The sequence below is a fragment of the Martinezella paranaensis genome, from assembly GCF_014200235.1.
GTDB lineage: Bacteria > Pseudomonadota > Alphaproteobacteria > Rhizobiales > Rhizobiaceae > Rhizobium > Rhizobium paranaense.
In genome coordinates this window covers 294,270-314,469 of sequence record NZ_JACHBI010000007.1, presented here as the reverse complement: position 1 = coordinate 314,469, position 20,200 = coordinate 294,270, and the positions used below count along the sequence as shown (strand labels likewise).

Sequence of the window (20,200 nt, the reverse complement as noted above, 5' to 3'; positions counted from 1 at the left end):
TTTCTTGATTGGCAGCCGTTAGCGTGGCGCCCTTGCATGTCCTTCAAACACGGGGTTTCATCGAAATGGTGCAGGCGGTGGGAATATCGCGCGGATCGGCATTGGCGGCCACGCAGACGGCGCCTTCGCGCTGGTCGCGGCTATGGCTCGTCGCGCTGATCTACAGCCTGATCATCATCGCCGCCCTGCTGATCCTCAATCGTCACGCCACGGACTATGTCGGGCCCGACAATGACGACATGATGCGTCTCGTCGAAGTGCGCGATTTCCTGGGAGGCCAGGGCTGGTTCGACATGGTGCAATACCGCCTCGGCCTCGATGGCGGCACGCTGATGCACTGGTCGCGTTTCATCGATTTGCCGATCGCCGGCCTGATTGCCTTCTTTCGGCTGTTTCTTACACCGGAAGGCGCGGAAGCAGCGGCGCTTACAGTTTGGCCGCTCATGCTCGTGCTGCCGCTGATGTTCTCCATGGGCCTCGCCGGGCGCCGCATCGCCGGCACGGAAGGCATGCATTTCTCGCTCGGTCTGACGGCGCTCTTCATTTTGGTGTCGAGCCGTTTCAAGCCGGGTTCCATCGATCATGACAATGTGCAGCTCGGGCTGGTCGCGCTCACCGTCGCCATGCTGGCCGACGAGACCTATAGGCCGCGTAATTTCGTCATCGCGGCCATCGCGCTTGCCATCGCCCTCGGCATCGGAGCGGAGACGACGCCGTTCGTCGCCGTCGCCTGCGTAGCGGTCGCCGGGCTCTGGGCCTGGGACGGCGAGATTTTCGCGCCCGCTGCCCGCGCCTTCGCCTTGACGCTGACGATCGCCGTCAGTGCTGCATTCTTGGCGCTGGTGCCGCCGCATCTCTATTCCGCAGTCACCTGCGACAATCTCTCGCTGGGCTTCTACAGCATCATCAGCATCGGCGGCGCCGGCCTGCTGCTATCAACACTGTTCGCCAGCCGTCTGTCGCGGCCCTGGCGTCTGGCGATGCTGGCGGCCAATGGCGCTGTCGTCTTCGCCACGACACTGGCGATCGCGCCGCAATGCCTGCGCAATCCGCTCGCCGATCTCGACCCGTTGCTGGTTCAGCTATGGTTGAACAGCGTCTCCGAGGCGCAGTCGATCCTGTCCTTGTCCCGTAATCAGCCGGAAACGCTTGGTGCCTTCTATGCCACTGGCTTCATGGCGATCGTCGTCTGCCTCTTCCGCATGATGCGCGGCGAGCGCGCCCGGTTGCATTTCGTTCTTCTGGCTCTGGTGGGCGTCAATTGGATCATTGCGCTGGTGCAGGTGCGCGGTGCCGAGTTTTCCAATTTGCTCGCCATTCCGCCGCTCGCACTACTGCTTGCCGAACTTCGCCGCATCTCCGTCGCCGATACGGAAGATATGGGCGCAGCCTTCTTTTATGTCGCCGCCACGCTGCTCTCGGCACCCGCCGTCTGGGCCGTCGGCGGCGCACTTGCCAACAACGGCATCGCAAACAGTTTCTCCGCGCCGGTCGCCAAGGCGGAAGAGACGGGGGTATGCATCACAAAAGACGCGCTGGCGCCGCTCGCCGGTCTCGCTCCAGGTGTCGTTTCCGCGCCGTCCAACATGGGTTCGCCCATCCTGCGCTTCACGCCACATCGCGTGCTGTCCGGTCCCTATCATCGCGATCAGGGTGGCATGCTGACCGAGTTGCACATCGGCCTGGCGGAACCGAAGGAGGCGGAAGCTTTCCTGCGCGGCGCCCATGTAACCTTGCTTGCCTTTTGCCCCAGCGACCCGCAGGTTGAAGAAGTTTCCAAGCTGAAGCCGGATGGGCTCTATGCTCAACTCAGCCAGGGGCATGTGCCAGCCTATCTTCAGCCGATCCCAGTGGCGGCGAAGTCGGATGTGCAGTTCTTCCGGTTCGCACCGACGGATTGACGGTGCCCCGATAGCCTGTGTTTTTTAGCTGTCTGATCAACGAGGCCTTATGGAAGAGCAGCCGCCAGCAAGTGGATCGTCGAGCATTTTTCGCGAGGTGAGCGGGTGCTTCTTCCGTTCCGTGCTTGTCGAACGCCTCGATCATGTCCTCGATCCTCCGGACCAGACGAGTGCAGGCCGGTATCACCGGCTCGGTCAGCCAGCCCTCTATATGAGCGCTTCGCCGGAATGGGCGATCATGGCGATTTCAGGTTATATGCGCGAAGACGGTCGGCGACGTGTTGTTGTGCCGCTGATGGTGAGCAACGCGTTCGTGCTCGATCAGCATGATCAGCGGGCATGTGAACGGCTCGGCATCGATCGGAATGCCTCCAATCTACCCTGGCGCCCTGCATTGGCTGCCGGCGAGGAGCCGCCCTCATGGCGCACGGCCGATGCTGCGAGAGCAGCCGGTGCCGACGGCATCATCGATCGGTCAAGGCTGATCCCCGGTGGATGGCATCTCAATCTGTTTCGCTGGAACGCGTTCGGCGGTCCGTCCGTCGAGGTGAACGGTGACCCCGTTGAGATTACATTGTCCGAAGATGGCCCGAAGTGGGGGCTGTAGCCAAAGCTTTGTGCCACGAACGCCCGGATCAGGCCCGGCGCTGCTCAAGCCTGTCAAGCGTGACGAGATAACCGATGAAGCCGAGGTTATAGCCGCCGAGCGCAACGAACAAGGTCATCAGAGGCGGCGGAACCGCGGAGGCGGCAACGGCTGCCATGAAGGCGATGCTGACCAGGGCCGCGCCCAGGATCGAGCCGATCGCCGAACGCTGCAGGCCGGCCGCAATTCCGATGATCATGGCGGTTACGAATATCATCGCTCCACCTCCTCTTTACCAAAAACAAGTTTGCACAGAATTGCACGCGGATGGCTAAGAAAGGCTTTGTGGACAAGGTTAACGCATGATGAAGCTCATTGTGCCATGCGTCCTGTTGGGACGGGCAAAGACGCATCAGCGCTTTAGATCTGCGCATAATCCTTTCCTCAAATCGATTCCGATTTAAGGGGTATATGGCTCCGCATTTGCGGCGACTTCGGATAAAAAGACCGTATGAGCAGCTTCTTTGAGAGTGATTCGCCGACCAATCTCGCGGAATATTCGGTCTCGGAATTATCCGGATCGATTAAGCGTACGGTCGAGAGCGCCTTCGATCAGGTACGGGTGCGCGGCGAAATATCCGGCTACCGCGGGCCGCATTCCTCCGGTCATGCCTATTTTTCGCTGAAGGATGACCGGGCTCGCATCGACGCTGTGATCTGGAAAGGCACATTCTCCAAGCTGAAATTCCGCCCCGAGGAGGGAATGGAAGTCATCGCCACCGGCAAAGTCACGACCTTCCCGGGCTCCTCGAAATACCAGATCGTCATCGAAACGCTGGAGCCGGCGGGCGCCGGTGCGCTGATGGCCCTGTTGGAGGAGCGCAAGCGCAAGCTCAGCGCTGAGGGTCTGTTCGATGCCGACCGCAAGCGCCGGCTTCCTTTTTTGCCCAAGGTTATCGGTGTCGTCACTTCCCCGACGGGCGCGGTCATCCGCGACATCCTGCACCGCATCTCCGATCGCTTTCCCGTGCATGTGCTGGTCTGGCCGGTGAAGGTGCAGGGGGAGGGCTCGGGCGATGAGGTGGCGAATGCTATCCGCGGCTTCAACGAATTTATGCCCGGAGGCCCCGTTCCCCGTCCCGACGTGCTGATCGTCGCCCGTGGCGGCGGCAGCCTGGAGGATCTCTGGAGTTTCAACGACGAAGCGGTCGTCCGCGCAGCCGCGGCGAGCGAGATCCCGTTGATCTCCGCTGTCGGCCACGAGACCGACTGGACGCTGATCGACTATGCCGCCGATATCCGTGCTCCGACGCCGACAGGGGCTGCGGAAATGGCCGTGCCGGTCAAGGCTGAACTCGAGGCGCAGCTCGCAAGCCTGGCCGCCCGCCTGCAGGGTGGTGTCGGCCGGCAAATGGATCAACGCCGGCAGTCGGTGCGCGCGCTGCTTCGGGCGCTACCCTCGCTCGACCAGCTTCTGGCCCTGCCGCGCCGCCGCTTCGATGAGGCCGCCGCCGGCCTGGGCCGCGGGCTTGAGCTGAACACGCTCAACAAGCGCCGTGCCTTCGAACGCACCGCCTCGCATCTGCGGCCCGACGTGCTGTCGAACCGTATTGTCGAGCGCCGGCAGATGCTGGGCGAGCGGATGAGCCGCGCCGAACGCACCGTCGAGCGGATGATCGACCGCGCCCGCGCCCGTATCGGCCGAGCCGATGCCGTTTTCGCCACGCTGCCATCGCGGTTGGCGACGCAGACTGGTCGTGCGCGCGATCATCTCGGCAATCTTTCCCGCCATGCCGACACCGCGATACGTCATCAGCTCGTGCGGGCGCGTGGCGAGTTGGTGGCCCAGGAGCGGATTCTGCAATCGCTATCCTACAAAAATGTGTTGAAGCGCGGCTATGCCGTCGTGCGCGACGAAGCCGACCGGCCCGTTTCGCTGGCCGCAGCACTCACCACAGGCGCCGCAATCTCCATCGAATTCGCCGATGGCCGCGTCGGTGCCGTCACCGGAGACGGCCCTGCCGCTCCTTCGCCGACGGTGCCGCCGGCAGATACGCCGCCGCAGAAGAAGCGGGTTGCGAAACCGGCCGATCCTGCCGATCCGCCGAAGCAGGGAAGCCTGTTCTGATGCGCATCCTCCTCGTGCTTGCCCATCCGCTGGAGGATAGCTTTGCGGCCGCGGTGGCGAAAACGGCGGAGGAGGCGCTTGTCGCCGGTGGGCATCAGGTGGATCTGCTCGATCTCTATCGCGAGGATTTCGACCCGCGCCTGTCCGAAACCGAGCGGCGCGGCTATTTCGATCAACCCTATGATACGTCGGCAGTCGAGACTATCATTGCCCGGCTACGGGCCGCCGATGGGCTGATACTGGTCTTTCCCCAGTGGTGGTTCAATTTTCCGGCCATCCTCAAGGGCTTCTTCGATCGGGTCTTCGCGCCCGGCATCGCTTTCCGCCACGATCCGGCCGGCGGTCGTATCGTGCCGCAGTTGAGCAATATCCGCCTGTTCTGGGCGCTGACGACGACCGGTTCTCCCTGGTGGGTCGTGCACCTCTATATGGGCAATCCGGTGCGTCGCCTCTTGAAACGTGGCATCGCCGCCTTCTGCTCAAAGCGGCTCGATTTCCGCATGTTGACCCTGCACGACATGGATCGGATCGGTGAAGACAAGCGTCTTGCTCATCTCGCTCGCATCAGGAATGCGCTGGCCGCACTGTCGCTTTGAGCTAACTAATCCCCAGTACCTAATTCGCAATCAATTCGGCTGATATGCGGTTTTGGCGACGGTATGTTATTCTAACACCATGTTTTTTTGGGAGGGCCATACGATGAGGCTGGCCTCTTACAACGTCGAAAACCTGTTCGATCGCGCCAAGGCGATGAATCTCGATAGCTGGGAGGAAGGCCGTCCGATCCTTGAGAAGTTCGCCGCACTTGAGGGCCTACTCGGCCAGGTGAGCTACAGCGACGCCGATCGGCGCAGAATGACGGAATTGATCGTCGCACTTGGCCTGGAGAAAAGCGATATCGGTCCCTTCGTTCTTCTGCGGCGCAATCGCGGTGCGCTGTTGACGCGGCCGAAAACCGGCGGCGTCGTCGTGACCGCCGACGGTCGCGCCGATTGGGTCGGCTCGCTGGAGTTGCGCGAAGAGCCGGTGGATGAAGAGGCGATGCGCAACACGGCCCGCGTCATGAACGATGTCAATGCCGATGTGCTGGGTATTGTCGAAGTCGAAAGCCGGCCGGCTCTGTCCTCTTTCAATTCATTGATCGTGCCGGCGGTCGGCGGCGATCCTTTCGCGCATGTCATGGTGATCGATGGCAATGACGAGCGCGGTATCGATGTCGGTCTTATGACGCGGAAAGATTTCCCGATCGGGTTCATGCGCAGCCATGTCGATGATCGCATGCCGGATGGATCGCTGGTCTTCTCACGGGATTGCGCCGAATATCGCGTCACGACGCCCGCCGGCGCGACGCTCGTCGTTCTGGTCAATCATTTCAAAAGCAAAGGCTATGGTGGCGTGCAAGCGTCGGATGCCCGCCGAAGGACTCAGGCGAAACGGGCACGGGAAATCTACGAGGCGCTGCTGACGGAAGGTGTCAACTATGTTGCCTTGATCGGCGACCTCAACGACTTTCCCGACAGCCAGCCGCTGAAGCCGTTGACGACGAGCACCCTGAAGGATGCCTTCACCCATCCGGACTTCGATGATGGTGGTTATCCCGGCACCTATGGCCTCTGCAACACCACCAGCAAGATCGACTATCTTTTCCTGTCGCCGACGCTCTTCGACAGGGTTCAAGGTGGCGGTGTTTTCCGCAGGGGCCTGTGGCCGGGCTCACGCCCGAAGCGCTGGGACGTCTATCCGGAGCTGACGGCGGAGAAGCAGGGCGCATCGGACCACGCCGCCGTGTGGGTGGATCTGGATATTTGATCCCCGCTCCATCGAAACGGGGGTATCTATGACCCTAAGCCCATTCGCCTCCGCGCATGACCGGCATGCGTGAGCCGTCAAGCTTGATGCCGTCGATATCGACCTTGTCGGAGCCGATCATCCAGTCGATGTGAATCAGGCTGGAATTGCCGCCCTGGGCCTTGATCTGCTCCTGGCTCAAGGTCGCGCCGTCGATGAAGCATTTGGAATAGCATTGGCCGAGCGCGATGTGGCAGGACGCGTTTTCGTCGAACAGCGTGTTGTAGAACAGGATGCCGCTGGCCGAGATCGGCGAGGAATGCGGCACCAATGCCACTTCGCCGAGGCGCCGTGCGCCTTCGTCGGTATCCAGCACCTTGTTCAGCACTTCTTCGCCTCGCGACGCTTTCGCCTCGACAATACGGCCGCCTTCGAAGCGAACCCGGATGTTGTCGATCAAGGTGCCCTGATGCGAAAGCGGTTTGGTCGAGGAGACATAGCCTTCGACACGCAGCGCATGCGGCGTGGTGAATACCTCCTCGGTCGGGATGTTCGGGTTGCAGGTGACGCCGTTCTTGGCGACCGAGGCGCCGCCATGCCATTCGTGGCCGTCGGCAAGGCCGATCTTCACATCGGTGCCCGGACCCTGGAAGTGCAGGGCGGCGAAGCGCTGACCGTTCATCCAGGTCGAACGCTTATGTAGATTGGCATTGTGCTCGGCCCAGGCGCCGATCGGATCCGGCACGTCGACGCGCGAGGCGGCGAAGATCGCCTTGGCGAGCTTGGCAACGGCGATCGCTTCCGGATCGTCCGGGAAGACCAGCTTCGCCCAGGAGGGATTCGGATAGGAAACGATGTTCCAGTTGATGTCGAAATTGGAGATCTTTTCCAGCGCCGGCTTGTAGGCGGCAGAGTTGGCGCGGTTGGCGCGCGCGACCTTGGCCGGCTCCTGGCCGGAGAGCAGCATCGGATTGTCGCCAGAGATCGCGAGCCGCGCGGCATTGTTGGCATAGGCCTTGGCCATGCCTTCATAGAGCCAGTTAGAAGCGCGGTCGAAGCTGCCGTCATGGCCGTATTCGTAGCGGGCGAGTGTGGTCTCCTCGTCGGAATAGAACGTGGTGACCAGACCGGCGCCGGCCTTGTAAGCCTCGCGGGTGATCAGCCGCACCAGCGGCATCGACACGACCGGGGCGGTGATGACCAGATCCTGGTTTTTCTGCAGTTGCAGCCCGACCTTCACGGCCACTTCGGCAAGCTTTTCCAGCTTGGCGGGATCGACGGGATGATGGTTGGGGGAGGCGAACGTCATGGCAAAACCTGCGTGCTGAGGATCGGAACAACGGTCCCAGACTTAGACCCGTTTGCGCCGGAAATGAAGGCTGTTTTGTTTTTTAAAGCCTGTCGCGCAAAAGTGCGTAGCGGTTTTGCGATCACGACATGCGCAAAATCAAATACCTAAGCGCACGGAGCGACTCTCAGAGATCGCGATGCGCTTTGGTGCGATCAAGCGATCAGCGGCGCGGCCTTCGCCTTCAAAAGCTTCAGCGCATCCTGCGGGTTAAGGCGCACTTGCAGGCCGCGTTGACCGCCGTTGATGTAGACATAGGCTTCCGTCATCGCCTGTGCCTCGATCGCCGTCGGCACGGTCTTCTTCTGGCCGAAAGGGCTAATGCCGCCGACATGATACCCCGTCAGTCGCTCGGCATCGGCGGGCTTCATCATGGCCGCCGATTTGCCGCCGAAGGCGGCCGCGAGCTTTTTCATGCTGACCTCATGGTCTGATGGAACGACCACGCAAACCGGCTTGCCGTCCACTTCGGCCATCAATGTCTTCAAGACCCGACGCGGCTCCTCGCCCAACGCTTCCGCCGCCTGCATGCCGACACGCTCGGCATTCGGATCGTACTCATAAGTATGGACGGTGAAGGCAACCTTGGCCTGAGTCAGCATCTGCGTGGCACGGGTGGTTTTGGACATGGCGCAGCCCTTATGCATCCACCTCGAAGGCACCCGCATAGATCTCCGGCTTGAAGCCGATCAGCAATTTGCCGTCGGCTTCCAACACCGGGCGCTTGATCATCGACGGCTGGGCCAGCATCAGAGCGATGGCTTTGTCCTTGGTGAGATCGGTGCGGTCTCCTTCGGGGAGCGCCTTGAAGGTGGTGCCGGCGCGGTTGAGCACGGTTTCCCAACCGGCCTGCGCGGTCCAGCGTTCCAGATGGTCGCGGTCGATGCCGACAGCCTTGTAGTCGTGGAAATCATAGGCGATGCCGTGGCCTTCCAGCCAGGTCCGCGCCTTCTTCATCGTGTCGCAATTCTTGATGCCGTAAATGGTGATCGTCATGCCGAATCCGTTCCTTGCTGTGTGCCATCGCATAACACGCAAGCGGAGACGAGCGAAAGTCGGGGCGAAGGTTCGACGATTCCTCTGAGATGCCTCAGTCTTCCAGCGCTCCCGGCTTGCGGGTAGCTTCGCTCGGCTTGTCGCAGCCGATTTTCATCAGGTCGCCGCGGCGGCGGACGAGCCGGTCGGACACCCGGGTGACGATGAGGCCGGCTTGCGGGGCGTGGACATCGATCGTGCCATCGGGCATGCCGGGCGCGGTAAGGATCGTCGCCAGCAGGTCTCCTTCACCGACACGTTCGCCGATATTGCGATGGAAAAGCACGGTGCCGGCCTGCGGCGCACGGATGATCTCGACATTGTCGAGCGGCACGGCCGGTCCGCTAAAGCTGGACAGGTTCACGCCATCATCACGGACGGCGCCACGGGCAGCGAGGAAACGCCAGAGCCCTTCGGCATCCCTTTTCGCCATCTCCGGATAAACATCGCGGGTGCCGCGCAATTCGACGGTCACCGACAATTTTCCCGGCAGGTGCGCCTTCTTCTCGCCGGGCACTTCGTATTTCCAGGCGAAGCTCACGGCTTCCTCGAAGGCAGAGCTTTCGCCATCCGACAGCAGTACGGCGTCCATGTTCAGCGCCGCCGCCAGATCGGCTGCCTCCGGCCAGAAGGCTTCGTCGATATAAGCATATTGCAGGGATTCATCATCGCAATGCAGATCGATGACCAGATCGGCCCCCAGCGCCATGTGGATGAGCTGCCGCTTCAGCCGGTCGGCGGCGGGGTAGCGTTCCAGATTCTCGATCAGCAGGTGACGGTCGCGCGCCGAGATCAGCGGAAAGTCACGGTTGAAATTGGTGCGCGTGCCCAAATCGAAGCGACCTTGCATTTCGCCGAAATGCGATTGCGCCGCGCCGATCGGATTGGCGTGCGGCACGACGATGATATCGCTCAGAACCGCGCCTTCCGTCTCCGCCTGCCTGAGCCGCTCGCAGAGGAAATGGGTCAGCGCCGTGCCCGGCAGTTCGCCGGCATGCAGCGCCGCCTGGATGTAGATCTTCGGCGCATCCGGTTTGCTGCCGGCAAAATGCAACACAGGCAACCGCCACGCGATCCCAGGCGTATCGCCGTCGATGGTGATATGCGTGATGTCCATGTGTTTTTCTCCTGCTTGCGATGGCTGATACCAAGTCGCGGCCGCCACGCGCAATAATTATGGGAAGATGGCGCGCGGGTGGATCAGAACTTGTTCCACCGCCTCCCGAAAGACAAGGGCTCCGGTTGCTGAGCCTTTGTCGTTGCTTCCGTATTATAGGCCGCCGTTTTTACGCAGGCTCATGATCAGCGCAAGGCTGAGCAGAACGGCGCCGGCACCGAGGAGAAAGGGTGCGGTATAGCCGAACCGATTGGCGAGCAGGCCGGCGATCGGGCCGGTGCTCCCAAGCGCCAGATCCAGGAAAACCGAATAGAGGCCCAGCGCCACGCCACGATTTTGTGGTGGGACATGCGCCATCGCCTCATTGCCGAGCGCCGGAAAGATCGGTGCAAAGCCAGCTCCGGCGAGCGCCGCACCGATGATGGCAATGGTGGGCGAGGGAGCAAAGGCGAGCGCCATGAGTCCCAGGATCTCCAGCACCAGCGAGACTCGCGCCAGCGGCAAGCCGCCGAAGCGGGCGACGGCTTGCGCCAACCCCAGGCGAACGCCGATGAAGGCCAGGCCGAAAGCGCTCAACGCCAGCGAAGCCCCGTCCCAATCGCGGCTATGGAAAAACAAGGCGACGAAGGCCATCACGACGCCGAAGCCGCTGGAGGCAAGCGCCAGCGCCACGCCAAAAGGCGCGATACGGCTGAAGACCTGGCCGGTGCCGATGCCCTTCTCCTTGACGCCGGGCACCGCTGGCCGCGTCTGCGCCAGCATCAGGCCCGCAATTGCCAGGCCGATCGTCACGGCGCCCGTGGCGAAGAAGCCGTATTGCCCCTCCAGCCAAGCGCCAAAGGGGGCCGCAAGCGCGATGCCGCCATAGGTGGCGATGCCGTTCCAGGAGATGATGCGCACGGTTTCGCGCGATCCCATCAGCCCGATCGCCCAGGTGATCGCCGCTGTGCTGACCAAGCTTTCACCGACGCCGAGCGCCAATCGGCCGAGCAGCAGTAGCGCCAGGCTCAGAGCGGGAGTACCCGCCACCAGTGCCGATGCCAATGTCAGGGCGCCGGAAAATCCGTAGGCGAAGAAGCCGAGGAAAACCGAACGGCGTGGCCCATACCGGTCGCACAGCCGGCCGACCTGCGCGCGGCTGATGATGGTAGCCACATACTGCGCGCTGATGGTGATGCCGGCCCAGACGACACCGAATCCGAGGCCGCTATCAACATAGGTCGGCAACACGGCGAGCGGCAGCCCGATGGCGACATAGCCGAAGAAGGTCAGCGCAACGATGGAAAGGAGGGATAAGGTCGAGGAGGACTGGATGGTTTGGGAGGCAGTGTTCACGAGATATCGCCTGCGGGCACCGGCGTGCGGTGTCCTTACTGTTTGCCATACGGATCGGGGTTCGTACCGGATAGGAGCGGCGGCAGCGGCCGAACGACCGTGCGACGTCGCGATCAGTTTGGTAACAGGCGAGGAGAGGTCGGGTCAATGAAATTGCTGCTCTGCAGCAAAAAATGATGACCCGTTCAAGCAATTGTGTTCGGCGTCCTAGCGGACGAGGGGATCGCACCACTTCTGGTCAGCGTTTTTGCCATGGGAAGGGAGGCAAGGTGACGATTGCGCCACCTTGCCCTGGCTTCACATCGTCAACACCACGCTTGCCGTCGTTCGCCCTGCTTCGAGGTCGGCATGCGCCCTGGCGGCATCCTTCAGCGCATATTCCGCGCCGATCGGATTGATCAGGCCGGCCTGCAATTCCGCCATGAGCGCCTCGGCGCCCTGCCGGTAGAGATCGGGATCGTTGGCATAGGTCAGCACGCTCGGGCGAGCGAGACCGATGGCGCGGGGCGCGGTCAGTTCCTCGATCTGGATCGGAGGAATCGGGCCGCCAGCCTGGCCGAGGCTGGCGACCATGCCAAAGGGGCGGACAGTGGCGAGTGTCTGCGACAGCATCGCGCCGCCGATGCCGTCGACGGCGAGATGCACGCCCCGGCGATCGGCGATGCGGCGCGTCTCTTCCACCCAATCCTCGGACGTATGCAGAAGAACGGCGTCGGCGCCGGCTTCATAGGCAAATTCGGCCTTGGCTTCCGAACCGACGGTGGCGATGACGTTAGCGCCGAGCCGCTTGGCCCAGCGCGCTACGATCTGCCCGACACCGCCGGCTGCCGCATGCACCAGAACCCATTCGCCCGGCTGCAGTGGGTGGACCTTATGGAGCAGCATATGGGCCGTGAGCCCCCGCAACATCGTGCTGCCGGCGAGCCGTTCGCTGACATCGTCGGGCAGACGCACCAGCCGGGAGGCCGGCAAAGTGCGCACTTCGGCATAACTTCCGAGCGGATGGCCGACATAGGCGACGCGATCGCCAACCGACAGGCCCTCGACACCGGAGCCGATCGCTTCCACGACGCCGGCACCCTCGAAGCCGAGAACAGTCTGGCCGGGCGGCCGGGGATAAAGCCCGGACCGAATATAGATATCGACGAAATTGACGCCAGAGATGCTTTGGCGGATGCGGGCCTGGCCGGGTCCTGGCTCGGTGATGGCAAGATCAACGAGTTTCATGGTCTCAGGGCTGCCGGGGCTGGTTATCGCGATGGCTAGAGGCATAGAACAGTCTCCTTTCAGACGCATTTTTGATCACAAAGCCGCGTCTGAATAAATTCGGTATGAACTCACTGCATCTGTGCAATAATGCACAGATGATCGACTGGCAGGACCTTCTTCACTTCGCCGCTCTGGCACGCACCGGCTCGCTTTCGGCGGCTGCGCGCGAGCTTGGCGTCGACCACGCCACGGTCGGCCGGCGAATTGCCGCGCTGGAACGCACGCTTGATCTGCGGCTCATCGACCGTCGGCCGCGCACCTCGCCGCTGACGGCTGATGGCCGGGCGATTGCCGAGCTGGTGGCCGGCATGGAGGACAATGTCGAGGCGATCAGGCGCTATTCGAAAAGTGCGGTTGCGGGGCTTTCCGCCGCCGTCATGATCAGCGCGCCGCCCTCCATCGCCGCGCACCTCATCGCGCCGAAAGCGGTCGCCTTTCGCGCCGAACATCCCGATATCACGCTGACGATCGCCGGCGTCACCCGCCGCTCCGCCCTTAATTATGGAGAGGCCGATATTGCCGTGCGCATGTCACGCCCCGAGGAAAGCGATCTTCTCGTGCGGCGCATCGGCGTCATGCGCTTCGGGCTCTATGCTATCCCCGAAGTCGCGGCGACGCCTAGGGATAGCTGGGTTTTCATCGGCTATGACGCGGCGCTCGATCATTTGACGCAGCAGACCTGGCTTCGTAGCCTGCTTGCGGGCCGCCCCATCGTTTTCCGCGCCGGCGACGTCTTCGGTCAGATGCAAGCCGCGCTCGCCGGTCTCGGCGTCGTAGCACTCCCTGCCTTCCTCGGTGATAGCGAAGCCGCCCTCACGCGGCTGCCGACGGAGATCCCGTCACCCACGCGCGACCTCTGGCTTGTTACCTATCCCGATCTGCGCCGCTCGCCGGCCATCCGCGCGGTGATGGATTTTGTCAGCGAGACGATCGGCAGAACGTGTCCGTTGAGAGAGGCTGACGGGGCCGCATGAGCCAACGGTTCGTCATGCTTACTTTCCTGTTGCAGCCTGCCAGCGAAACTCTACACCTAGTCAGATTGGCGATTCCTGTGGTCGGTGATCGATGATGAAACTGAGCGGCTGGCCCGCGATAAACAAAGCCGACGTGATCGCGGGCATATCGATTGCAGGCCTGATGCTGCCGGAAGCGGTCGCCTATGCCGGTATCGCCGGTCTGCCGCCGCATAGGGCGATCCTCGCCGGCATCGCCGGTTGCCTGGTCTACGCCATTTTCGGACGCAGCCGCTTTGCCATCGTCTCGCCGACATCCTCATCCGCCGCGATCCTTGCCGCGACGCTGGCGGTTGTTCCCGGCGATGCCACCGTCAAGGCAGGCCTCGCCACCATCGCCGTCGCGCTGGCCGGCATTCTCTTTGTCATCGCAGCCGCCTTCCGCCTCGGCGGCATCACCGGCTTCATCTCGCGCCCGGTGTTGCGGGGCTTTGCCCTGGGACTGGCGGTTACCATCATCCTGCATCAGCTACCGATTCTCGTCGGCGTCCCCGTACAAGGCTCCAATATCTTCAACTATGCCGGCGCGCTGTTGGCGGCGATCCCGCGATGGAACCTCGCAAGCGTCGCCGTCGGCATCGTGGCATTGGCCGCGCTGCTATTGCTGAAGCGGCTCCCGGGCGTTCCCGGCGCCTTCCTCGTGCTTGCCGCCGGCATCCTCGCCTCCTCTGTCTTTGATCTTAGCGGCCATGGTGTCGAACTGGTCGGGACGATCGAGGTCCTGCCGCAATGGCCTTCGCTGCCCGATGCCGGCTGGACCGCTTATTCGCGGCTGGTGCAGTTCACCGTGCCTCTCGTGCTCATTCTCTTCGCCGAATCCTGGGGTACGATGCGTGCCTTGGCGCTGCGCTATGGCGATCCTCTGGAGGTCAATCGCGAGCTGGGTGCGCTGGGTTTCGCCAATATCGCCAGCGCCATCGTCCAGGGCATGCCCGTCGGCGCCGGTTTTTCCGCGGGTTTCGCCAGCGAGGCAGCGGGTGCGAAGACGCGCGCCACTGCTGTCTTTGCCGCCATCGGCCTTGCCATTCTGATTGCCTGTGCCGGGTCGCTGGTGGCGCGGCTGCCGGAGCCGGTGCTTGCCGCCGTGGTGATTGCGGCCCTCACGCATGCGCTCGATCCCGGTCCGATCCTTCGCCTGCGACGGCTGCATCGCGATTTCTATGTCGCGCTGGGTGCGGCAGGCGGCGTGCTGCTCTTCGGTGTCCTCAACGGCATGCTGCTGGCGATCGTGCTCTCGCTCGTCGCGATGATGCATCGCTTGGCCTCTCCCTATGTCGCCCGCCTCGGGCGATTGGGGAGCAGCCACAATTTTGTCGATCTCAGCCGCCATCCGGAGGCGATTGAGACACCCGGCATTGCCATCTGGCGCCCCGGCGAGCCGTTGTTTTTCGGCAATGCCGATATGATCCTTGGCGAAATTCTAGCCCGCAGCCGCGCGGAAGCGGGGTTGAAGGCCGTGGTGCTCAGTCTGGAAGAAAGCTTCGATCTCGACAGTTCCGCACTCGACGCCTTGATGGAATTCGATAGTGCCATGCGCACCGCCGGCATCCGCGTGCAATTCGCGCGTGCCCATGATCAGGCTCGTGACCTCATGGCGGCGGCCGGAATGATCGATCTCGACAAGCGCTGCAGTTTCAGTGTCGACGATGCGGCGACTGTTGTCAGCCCGGTGGCACAAAGCGCCTGATGTCAGCCGAATGCCTGGGTAACCGGGCTAGTTCAGCGGCCAATAGCAGAGATGCTTGTGCTCGCCTTCGCCCTGCAGGCTATGGACCAGGACAAAATCTCGAACGGTCCAGGTGACGGGTTCGTCCAATATGACTTCGGGAATCAAATGGCCCCGATATAGCAATGTCATATGCGGCTCAAATTTCTCTCTGCCATCACTTGCAAATCCGATGTGCCGCATTGCGTCATCCAGTTCCCGATACAGCGCCTTCAGCTCCGCATTTCCCTCCTTGCGCCACAAAACAAGCGGCCGGTTATCACCGTTGCCAAAGCTGACGGCTCGATCGAAGACGACCTGGAATGATGTTTTGCTGACTGTCGATGCCGCTTGCATCGCCGCAAACGCAACCTCGTGCGGCGGCTCTGGCCTGCCGTTGTAGGATCCCAGCGGATAGAGCGTGATATGAAACAAATCCGACCGTCTCGGCTTTGTCGAAAAGCCATATTGCCGACGGAGATGGCCTGCCAGTTCAGCGCTTGAAGAAGCAACCTCCCGATCAGGCAGGATAGCGAAATATAGCGCATCGGAATGCATCGGGTCGGCTTCGGATTTCCTGACCCGTGATCCCCCGCCAAGATTGAGCGAAAGCTGTCCATTGTTCTTCATGAGATCGCTTCAAAGCCAAGTCGCTTTGCCTCGTCCTGTTCTTGCCGATCGCAGATATCCTACGGCCGCATAGCCTCAAAATCAAGAACAAATAGAGAACAAAATTAAGTGGCGGCAATTGGCTGGGAAGATCGAGATAATCCAGCGCATCCCCGATTTACGAAGTGTACCGAATAAAACTGCCCCTCGATTGTTCACGGCAGGTCAGGGCACCTTGCGCCCGCTCTCAACAAGGGAATGACCTCACATGTTGATAAAAGCCATCGTCTCAGCCGCACTTATCACCCTCATCGGCCTCGGCCTCTCCGCTTGCTCCACCACGGGCAATTCCGGGGGAGGCGGCATGACACAGAATTCCGCTCCGGCCGGCGGCGGATATTGATAAGCTCCCAAGCCGGATGGGAAGCGGTGCGGTTGATGTTGCCATAGCAGCATCGGCACCGCTTCCCTCAACCGGGAAATGTTGGCAACGCTCAGCCTGCGCAAGAATCGGGTTGAATTCGGGGGCCTGAAGCACGATTTTCATGGCAAGTGGAAACACGGAGACTCTGCCATGAGCGAGACGATGCAACACTATCTGATCTTCGAAAACGCAGGCGGTTTCTGTGGGATTGCGTGGAACGATATCGGCATAACGCGCTTCCAGCTCCCAACGAAAAGCGCTGATGCGACCGAGCGCCTTATGCTTCGCCGTCTGCCAAATGCAAGGCCCGGCGCACCGACATCAGATGTGGCCGAAGTAGTTGCCGCCGTTAAGCGCTATTTCGCTGGGGAGGAGATCGATTTCTCTACCGTCAAACTGGATCTCACCGAGCAGGATGATTTCTTCAAGCAGATCTACGCGGCCGCGCGGCAGGTCGGTTGGGGGCACACCACCACTTATGGCGCGCTCGCCAAACAGCTCGGCGCCGGTCCGGAAGCTGCGCGCGACGTCGGCCAGGCTATGGCCAAGAACCCCGTGGCGCTGATCATCCCCTGCCACCGCGTCCTGGCCGCCGGCGGCAAGATTGGCGGCTTCTCCGCGCCCGGCGGCTCGACCGCCAAGGCTCGCATGCTGGAGCTGGAAGGTGTCCAGCTCGCGCCGCCGAAGCCTGTGCAGCAATCCCTGGGCTTCTGATCGTCGATCGGATGAATTACGCGTCCGTAGATGCGGCTGCATCTACGGCGAGAGTCCGAATCCTCTGAGATTGAGGGCGCAGCAGCAAATAGAACGCGGCGACGTGCGTGATCATCAATAGCGGCACGTAGATGATCGGGATCGCGTAGGTGGCGCCAAGCTGCCCGGCCAATGCCGGAAGGTCGAGCTGGCTGCCGTGATAATAGTCGATGATGATGTCGCTTGCCCCCGCAACGTTGAAGGCGATGATGAACAGCCAAAAGAGCGGGCGCGTCCTTACCGTCAGGAGCGCCAGGATGGCGAGCAAGCCGGTTGCGAAGTCACCATAAGCGGCCGGTGTGGCGAAGCCGGCGGGCAGATTGGGGCCGACGACGCCGGGAACAATGAAGACGAGCCCGAAGAAGCGGAAACTGTGCAGCGTGGCGATGGCGCGCTGCGCTTCGACCGGATTCATCGCTTTGAGCCTCGGCCAGACATACGCCCCGAAGCACAGCAGCCACGGAACGTAGCCCAGAACAAGATGGAGCTGGAAGATGAATGCGGGCGACATGGGGCCTCCTATGAGGTTCTAATTCATGCGGCCTCGAACGCCGCGGGCGCTTTGCAAGCCAGATGTACGACCGCTTTCGCCTGGCGACTATTCGCTATAATGTTGACGGGCCATGAAGCAGAATTTCACAGTGAGACGAGGTGCGCTCGATGGTGTGGAGGCGTTCCTGAGCGTCGCCGAGCACCGCAGTTTTCGCAGAGCCGCCGCAGAACTGGGGGTGACTCCTTCAGCGATCAGCCAAGTGGTGCGTGCACTTGAGACGCGCGTCGGCGCAGCGCTCTTCCTGCGCACCACGCGCAGTGTCGGCCTCACCGAGGCAGGCGAACGGTTCCTGTCGCGTGCAAAGCCTGCCTTCGAAGAGCTCGTCGCCGCAAGCGAGGTCGCCGGTCAGCTTGGAGAGCGGCCGGCCGGATTATTGCGCCTTGCCGTGCCGCGCTCGGTCGTGCCGATCCTGCTGGAGCCGCTGATCGCCTCCTTCTGCGAGGCCTATCCTGCAGTCGAGGTGGAAATCGCCGTAAGCGAGAAGCTGGTCGATCTGGCTGCCGAAGGGTTTGATGCCGGTGTGCGGATGGGCGAGTTCATCGCCGCCGACATGGTTGCGGTGCGGCTGACGCCGCCGTTCCCGTTTGTAGTCGTTGGCAGCCCGGATTACCTATCTCGGCGCAAGCGGCCGGAGCGCATCGACGATCTGCGCGACCACGCCTGCCTGCGCATGCGCCGCTCGAACGGATCGGTCGCGCCCTGGTCCTTTGTCGATAGTGGCAAGGCGGTCGAGGCGATCGTCTCGGGGCCGCTGATCGCGCATGACTATCCCACGGTTCTGGGGGCTGCCATCCAGGGTGCGGGACTTGCGCAGGTGCCCGGTCCGCTCGCCGAAGCGGCTGTTGCCGATGGCCGGTTGCAAGCGCTGCTCACCCCCTTCGCCGTCACGACGCCGGGGGTTTTTCTGTACCATCCGGGTAGGCGTCAGGTCCTGCCCAAACTCCGAGCCTTCATCGAGCATGTCAGATACCGGAGTACCGACGCTCGGTTCGGAAAGGCGATCTAAGCCTGATCGCCGCTTGGACTCAGCCAGGCATAGTCTCGAACTGCGGAAGGTCGAGTGGCTTCACCCATTCGAGGCGGCGCTTGGTGAACATCTCGAGCATCGGCTCAATGCCCTCGGAACTATCCAGGCAGCCGATCGTCGCGAAGATCATTCCCGGGAAGCTCTCCAGCTTGCTGCTGAATACCCTGGCGCCGCAATCGGGGCAAAAGTTGCGATCCAGGCCCTTTCCTGACTGCGCGATGTAGTGAAACGCCTTCGGCTCGCCGCTGATCAGCGTAAAATCATCTTCAGGCACGCCGAAGAAAGCGGCCGCCTCGCCGCCTGATGCCTTCTTGCAGTCAAGGCAGTGACAGACGGCGACGAAGGTAGGATCGGTATTGAACTGGAATTTGACGGCGCCGCATGCGCACTGACCCGTGTGCTTCTTCGCCATGTATCAGCCCTCCTAGTCCGTTGACAGGCATCCGTGACAATTGCAGTGAGGTAAGCCGCCACATCTTATGCGGTTATTCAGCAAAAAGCATCGGGCATGCGATCAAAATAGGTCAAGCTCCGCAAGTCACCTCTGGCGGTGGATTATCTTTGCAAATCAGCCATCTCGTAAAACGGCCGGATTTCAATCTCGCTCGGTCCCGACATGGGATTGGGGCAGCGCTTTACCCAGGCGACGGCCTCGTCCATGTCCTTGACCTCCCAGATCCAGAAGCCGGCGACCAGTTCGCGGGGTTCGGCGAAAGGCCCGTCGATGACCGTACGGCCGGCACCATCGAATGCAACCCGCTTGCCGTCAGAGGAGGGTTTGAGGCCATCTGCCGTTAGCAGGATGCCGGCATCGCGCAGTTCGTCATTGAATCTGCCCATCGCCTCCATCATCTCCGTCTCCCATGCCGTATGGAGAAACCCCTTTTCACTCTCCTCGGTAGCCTTCACGAGCACCATCACACGCATTGTCTGTCTCCTTGTTCGAGCCGGCCTCATCGGCCTGATAGTGGAACGACGAATGGGGTTTTCGGAAGCCGACATTGTCCTGCAAATTTTTTGACACCGAACGTATGTCTCTGCGCTTACATCCGGCTCAAATGATCGGAATTCCGGCGCGAACAGAGGCCTTTCTCTCCACAAGCAGACATGTCACCTTTGCCGCCAAAAGCGATATCGAGGTTGTAAGGCCGCCGATGCCCAAAATTTCTTCCTGCACCCTGTCAAAATCTCCCCGGTTCAAACGTCGTTGTCGCAGCGAGCCATAAGGCTGCGCGTATCGAGTGAAAGGAATGCGTCATGCAATATATGCTGTTGGTGTATTGGAACGAAGCCGAACATAAGAATGCAAGCAAGGAGCAGAAAGCCGAGACATTCGCGGCCTATGCGGCTTACACAGAAGTGTTGAAAAAGGCCGGAGCCTTCGTGGCGGGCAGTGGATTGCAGGATTCCTCGGCGGCAACCGTGGTGCGCGCAACGGATGACAAGCCCACCGTTCTCAACGGCCCCTATATCGAAAGCAAGGAGCAGTTGGGCGGCTACTACATCATCGAGGCGGCAGATCTCGATAGCGCCATCGCCTGGGCGGCGCGTTGTCCCGGTGCTCGGCGTGATACCGTGGAGGTTCGCCCTCTGATGGTCTATTGATCTG

22 protein-coding genes are annotated in these 20,200 nt (G+C 61.7%); 11 read left to right on the top strand and 11 right to left on the bottom strand.

What is annotated here, in order from left to right; translation table 11 throughout:
- Window positions 1–65 precede the first annotated feature (65 nt).
- Entirely contained in the window at window positions 66–1,901 is a 1,836-nt protein-coding gene (locus GGD50_RS19185) for a hypothetical protein (RefSeq protein WP_107106701.1), read from the top strand.
- A 49-nt stretch (window positions 1,902–1,950) separates the two neighbouring features.
- Complete coding sequence (locus GGD50_RS19180) at window positions 1,951–2,508, top strand: RES domain-containing protein (RefSeq protein ID WP_107106702.1); 558 nt, start codon at window positions 1,951–1,953, stop codon at window positions 2,506–2,508.
- A 28-nt stretch (window positions 2,509–2,536) separates the two neighbouring features.
- Here the strand turns inward: GGD50_RS19180 and GGD50_RS19175 are convergent, their stop codons facing one another.
- Entirely contained in the window at window positions 2,537–2,764 is a 228-nt protein-coding gene (locus tag GGD50_RS19175; RefSeq protein ID WP_107106703.1) for a homogentisate export protein, read from the bottom strand.
- A 234-nt stretch (window positions 2,765–2,998) separates the two neighbouring features.
- Here GGD50_RS19175 and xseA point away from each other — a divergent pair, with 234 nt between their 5' ends.
- The 3 genes from xseA to GGD50_RS19160 all read left to right on the top strand — a co-directional run bounded on the left by xseA (window position 2,999) and on the right by GGD50_RS19160 (window position 6,424).
- Window positions 2,999–4,615 (top strand): exodeoxyribonuclease VII large subunit, encoded by a 1,617-nt coding sequence (gene xseA / locus GGD50_RS19170; protein WP_107106704.1) that lies wholly within the window; start codon window positions 2,999–3,001, stop codon window positions 4,613–4,615.
- Entirely contained in the window at window positions 4,615–5,211 is a 597-nt protein-coding gene (locus GGD50_RS19165; RefSeq protein WP_107106705.1) for an NAD(P)H-dependent oxidoreductase, read from the top strand. Before xseA ends, GGD50_RS19165 begins: the two co-directional genes overlap by 1 nt.
- Window positions 5,212–5,314: 103 nt before the next feature.
- Entirely contained in the window at window positions 5,315–6,424 is a 1,110-nt protein-coding gene (locus tag GGD50_RS19160; RefSeq protein ID WP_107107022.1) for an endonuclease/exonuclease/phosphatase family protein, read from the top strand.
- A 34-nt stretch (window positions 6,425–6,458) separates the two neighbouring features.
- On the opposite strand, the gene GGD50_RS19155 is transcribed toward GGD50_RS19160, so the two are convergent.
- The 6 genes from GGD50_RS19155 to GGD50_RS19130 form a co-directional block, all read right to left on the bottom strand.
- A complete protein-coding gene (locus GGD50_RS19155) occupies window positions 6,459–7,712 on the bottom strand; it encodes an aminopeptidase (RefSeq protein WP_107106706.1) in 1,254 nt (417 codons plus the stop codon).
- Between the two features lie 194 nt (window positions 7,713–7,906).
- Window positions 7,907–8,380 (bottom strand): Cys-tRNA(Pro) deacylase, encoded by a 474-nt coding sequence (gene ybaK / locus GGD50_RS19150; protein WP_107107023.1) that lies wholly within the window; start codon window positions 8,378–8,380, stop codon window positions 7,907–7,909.
- Window positions 8,381–8,390: 10 nt separating this feature from the next.
- Window positions 8,391–8,747 carry an ArsC family reductase gene (locus tag GGD50_RS19145; protein ID WP_107106707.1) on the bottom strand — a complete coding sequence of 119 codons (357 nt, stop codon included), beginning with the start codon at window positions 8,745–8,747 and terminating at the stop codon, window positions 8,391–8,393.
- Window positions 8,748–8,841: 94 nt separating this feature from the next.
- The gene (locus GGD50_RS19140) at window positions 8,842–9,903 is read right to left on the bottom strand and encodes a M14 family zinc carboxypeptidase (RefSeq protein ID WP_107106708.1); all 1,062 of its coding nucleotides are present in this window, start codon (window positions 9,901–9,903) and stop codon (window positions 8,842–8,844) included.
- A 153-nt stretch (window positions 9,904–10,056) separates the two neighbouring features.
- Window positions 10,057–11,238, bottom strand: coding sequence for an MFS transporter (locus GGD50_RS19135; protein WP_107106709.1), 1,182 nt, complete (start codon window positions 11,236–11,238; stop codon window positions 10,057–10,059).
- Between the two features lie 297 nt (window positions 11,239–11,535).
- Complete coding sequence (locus tag GGD50_RS19130; protein ID WP_107106710.1) at window positions 11,536–12,510, bottom strand: quinone oxidoreductase family protein; 975 nt, start codon at window positions 12,508–12,510, stop codon at window positions 11,536–11,538.
- Window positions 12,511–12,569: 59 nt separating this feature from the next.
- On the opposite strand from GGD50_RS19130, the gene GGD50_RS19125 reads away from it, so the two are divergent.
- Both GGD50_RS19125 and GGD50_RS19120 read left to right on the top strand, forming a co-directional pair.
- A complete protein-coding gene (locus GGD50_RS19125) occupies window positions 12,570–13,481 on the top strand; it encodes a LysR family transcriptional regulator (RefSeq protein WP_245407404.1) in 912 nt (303 codons plus the stop codon).
- Between the two features lie 91 nt (window positions 13,482–13,572).
- Window positions 13,573–15,207 carry a SulP family inorganic anion transporter gene (locus GGD50_RS19120; protein ID WP_107106711.1) on the top strand — a complete coding sequence of 545 codons (1,635 nt, stop codon included), beginning with the start codon at window positions 13,573–13,575 and terminating at the stop codon, window positions 15,205–15,207.
- Between the two features lie 27 nt (window positions 15,208–15,234).
- Here GGD50_RS19120 and GGD50_RS19115 read toward each other — a convergent pair whose 3' ends face one another.
- A complete protein-coding gene (locus tag GGD50_RS19115) occupies window positions 15,235–15,855 on the bottom strand; it encodes a 2'-5' RNA ligase family protein (RefSeq protein WP_107106712.1) in 621 nt (206 codons plus the stop codon).
- A gap of 247 nt (window positions 15,856–16,102) precedes the next feature.
- Here GGD50_RS19115 and GGD50_RS33240 point away from each other — a divergent pair, with 247 nt between their 5' ends.
- Window positions 16,103–16,237 (top strand): hypothetical protein, encoded by a 135-nt coding sequence (locus GGD50_RS33240; protein ID WP_280951155.1) that lies wholly within the window; start codon window positions 16,103–16,105, stop codon window positions 16,235–16,237.
- Between the two features lie 171 nt (window positions 16,238–16,408).
- Window positions 16,409–16,972, top strand: a complete 564-nt coding sequence (locus tag GGD50_RS19110; RefSeq protein WP_107107025.1) for a methylated-DNA--[protein]-cysteine S-methyltransferase — start codon at window positions 16,409–16,411, stop codon at window positions 16,970–16,972.
- A gap of 16 nt (window positions 16,973–16,988) precedes the next feature.
- Here the strand turns inward: GGD50_RS19110 and GGD50_RS19105 are convergent, their stop codons facing one another.
- Complete coding sequence (locus tag GGD50_RS19105; protein WP_107106713.1) at window positions 16,989–17,522, bottom strand: hypothetical protein; 534 nt, start codon at window positions 17,520–17,522, stop codon at window positions 16,989–16,991.
- A 112-nt stretch (window positions 17,523–17,634) separates the two neighbouring features.
- Between GGD50_RS19105 and GGD50_RS19100 the strand changes: the two genes are divergently transcribed.
- Window positions 17,635–18,570, top strand: coding sequence for a LysR family transcriptional regulator (locus tag GGD50_RS19100; RefSeq protein ID WP_107106714.1), 936 nt, complete (start codon window positions 17,635–17,637; stop codon window positions 18,568–18,570).
- 19 nt (window positions 18,571–18,589) lie between these two features.
- On the opposite strand, the gene GGD50_RS19095 is transcribed toward GGD50_RS19100, so the two are convergent.
- Entirely contained in the window at window positions 18,590–19,003 is a 414-nt protein-coding gene (locus GGD50_RS19095) for a GFA family protein (protein ID WP_107106715.1), read from the bottom strand.
- 143 nt (window positions 19,004–19,146) lie between these two features.
- Window positions 19,147–19,518, bottom strand: a complete 372-nt coding sequence (locus GGD50_RS19090) for a YciI family protein (protein ID WP_107106716.1) — start codon at window positions 19,516–19,518, stop codon at window positions 19,147–19,149.
- A 330-nt stretch (window positions 19,519–19,848) separates the two neighbouring features.
- Between GGD50_RS19090 and GGD50_RS19085 the strand changes: the two genes are divergently transcribed.
- The gene (locus GGD50_RS19085) at window positions 19,849–20,196 is read left to right on the top strand and encodes a YciI family protein (protein ID WP_107106717.1); all 348 of its coding nucleotides are present in this window, start codon (window positions 19,849–19,851) and stop codon (window positions 20,194–20,196) included.
- Window positions 20,197–20,200: the final 4 nt, after the last annotated feature.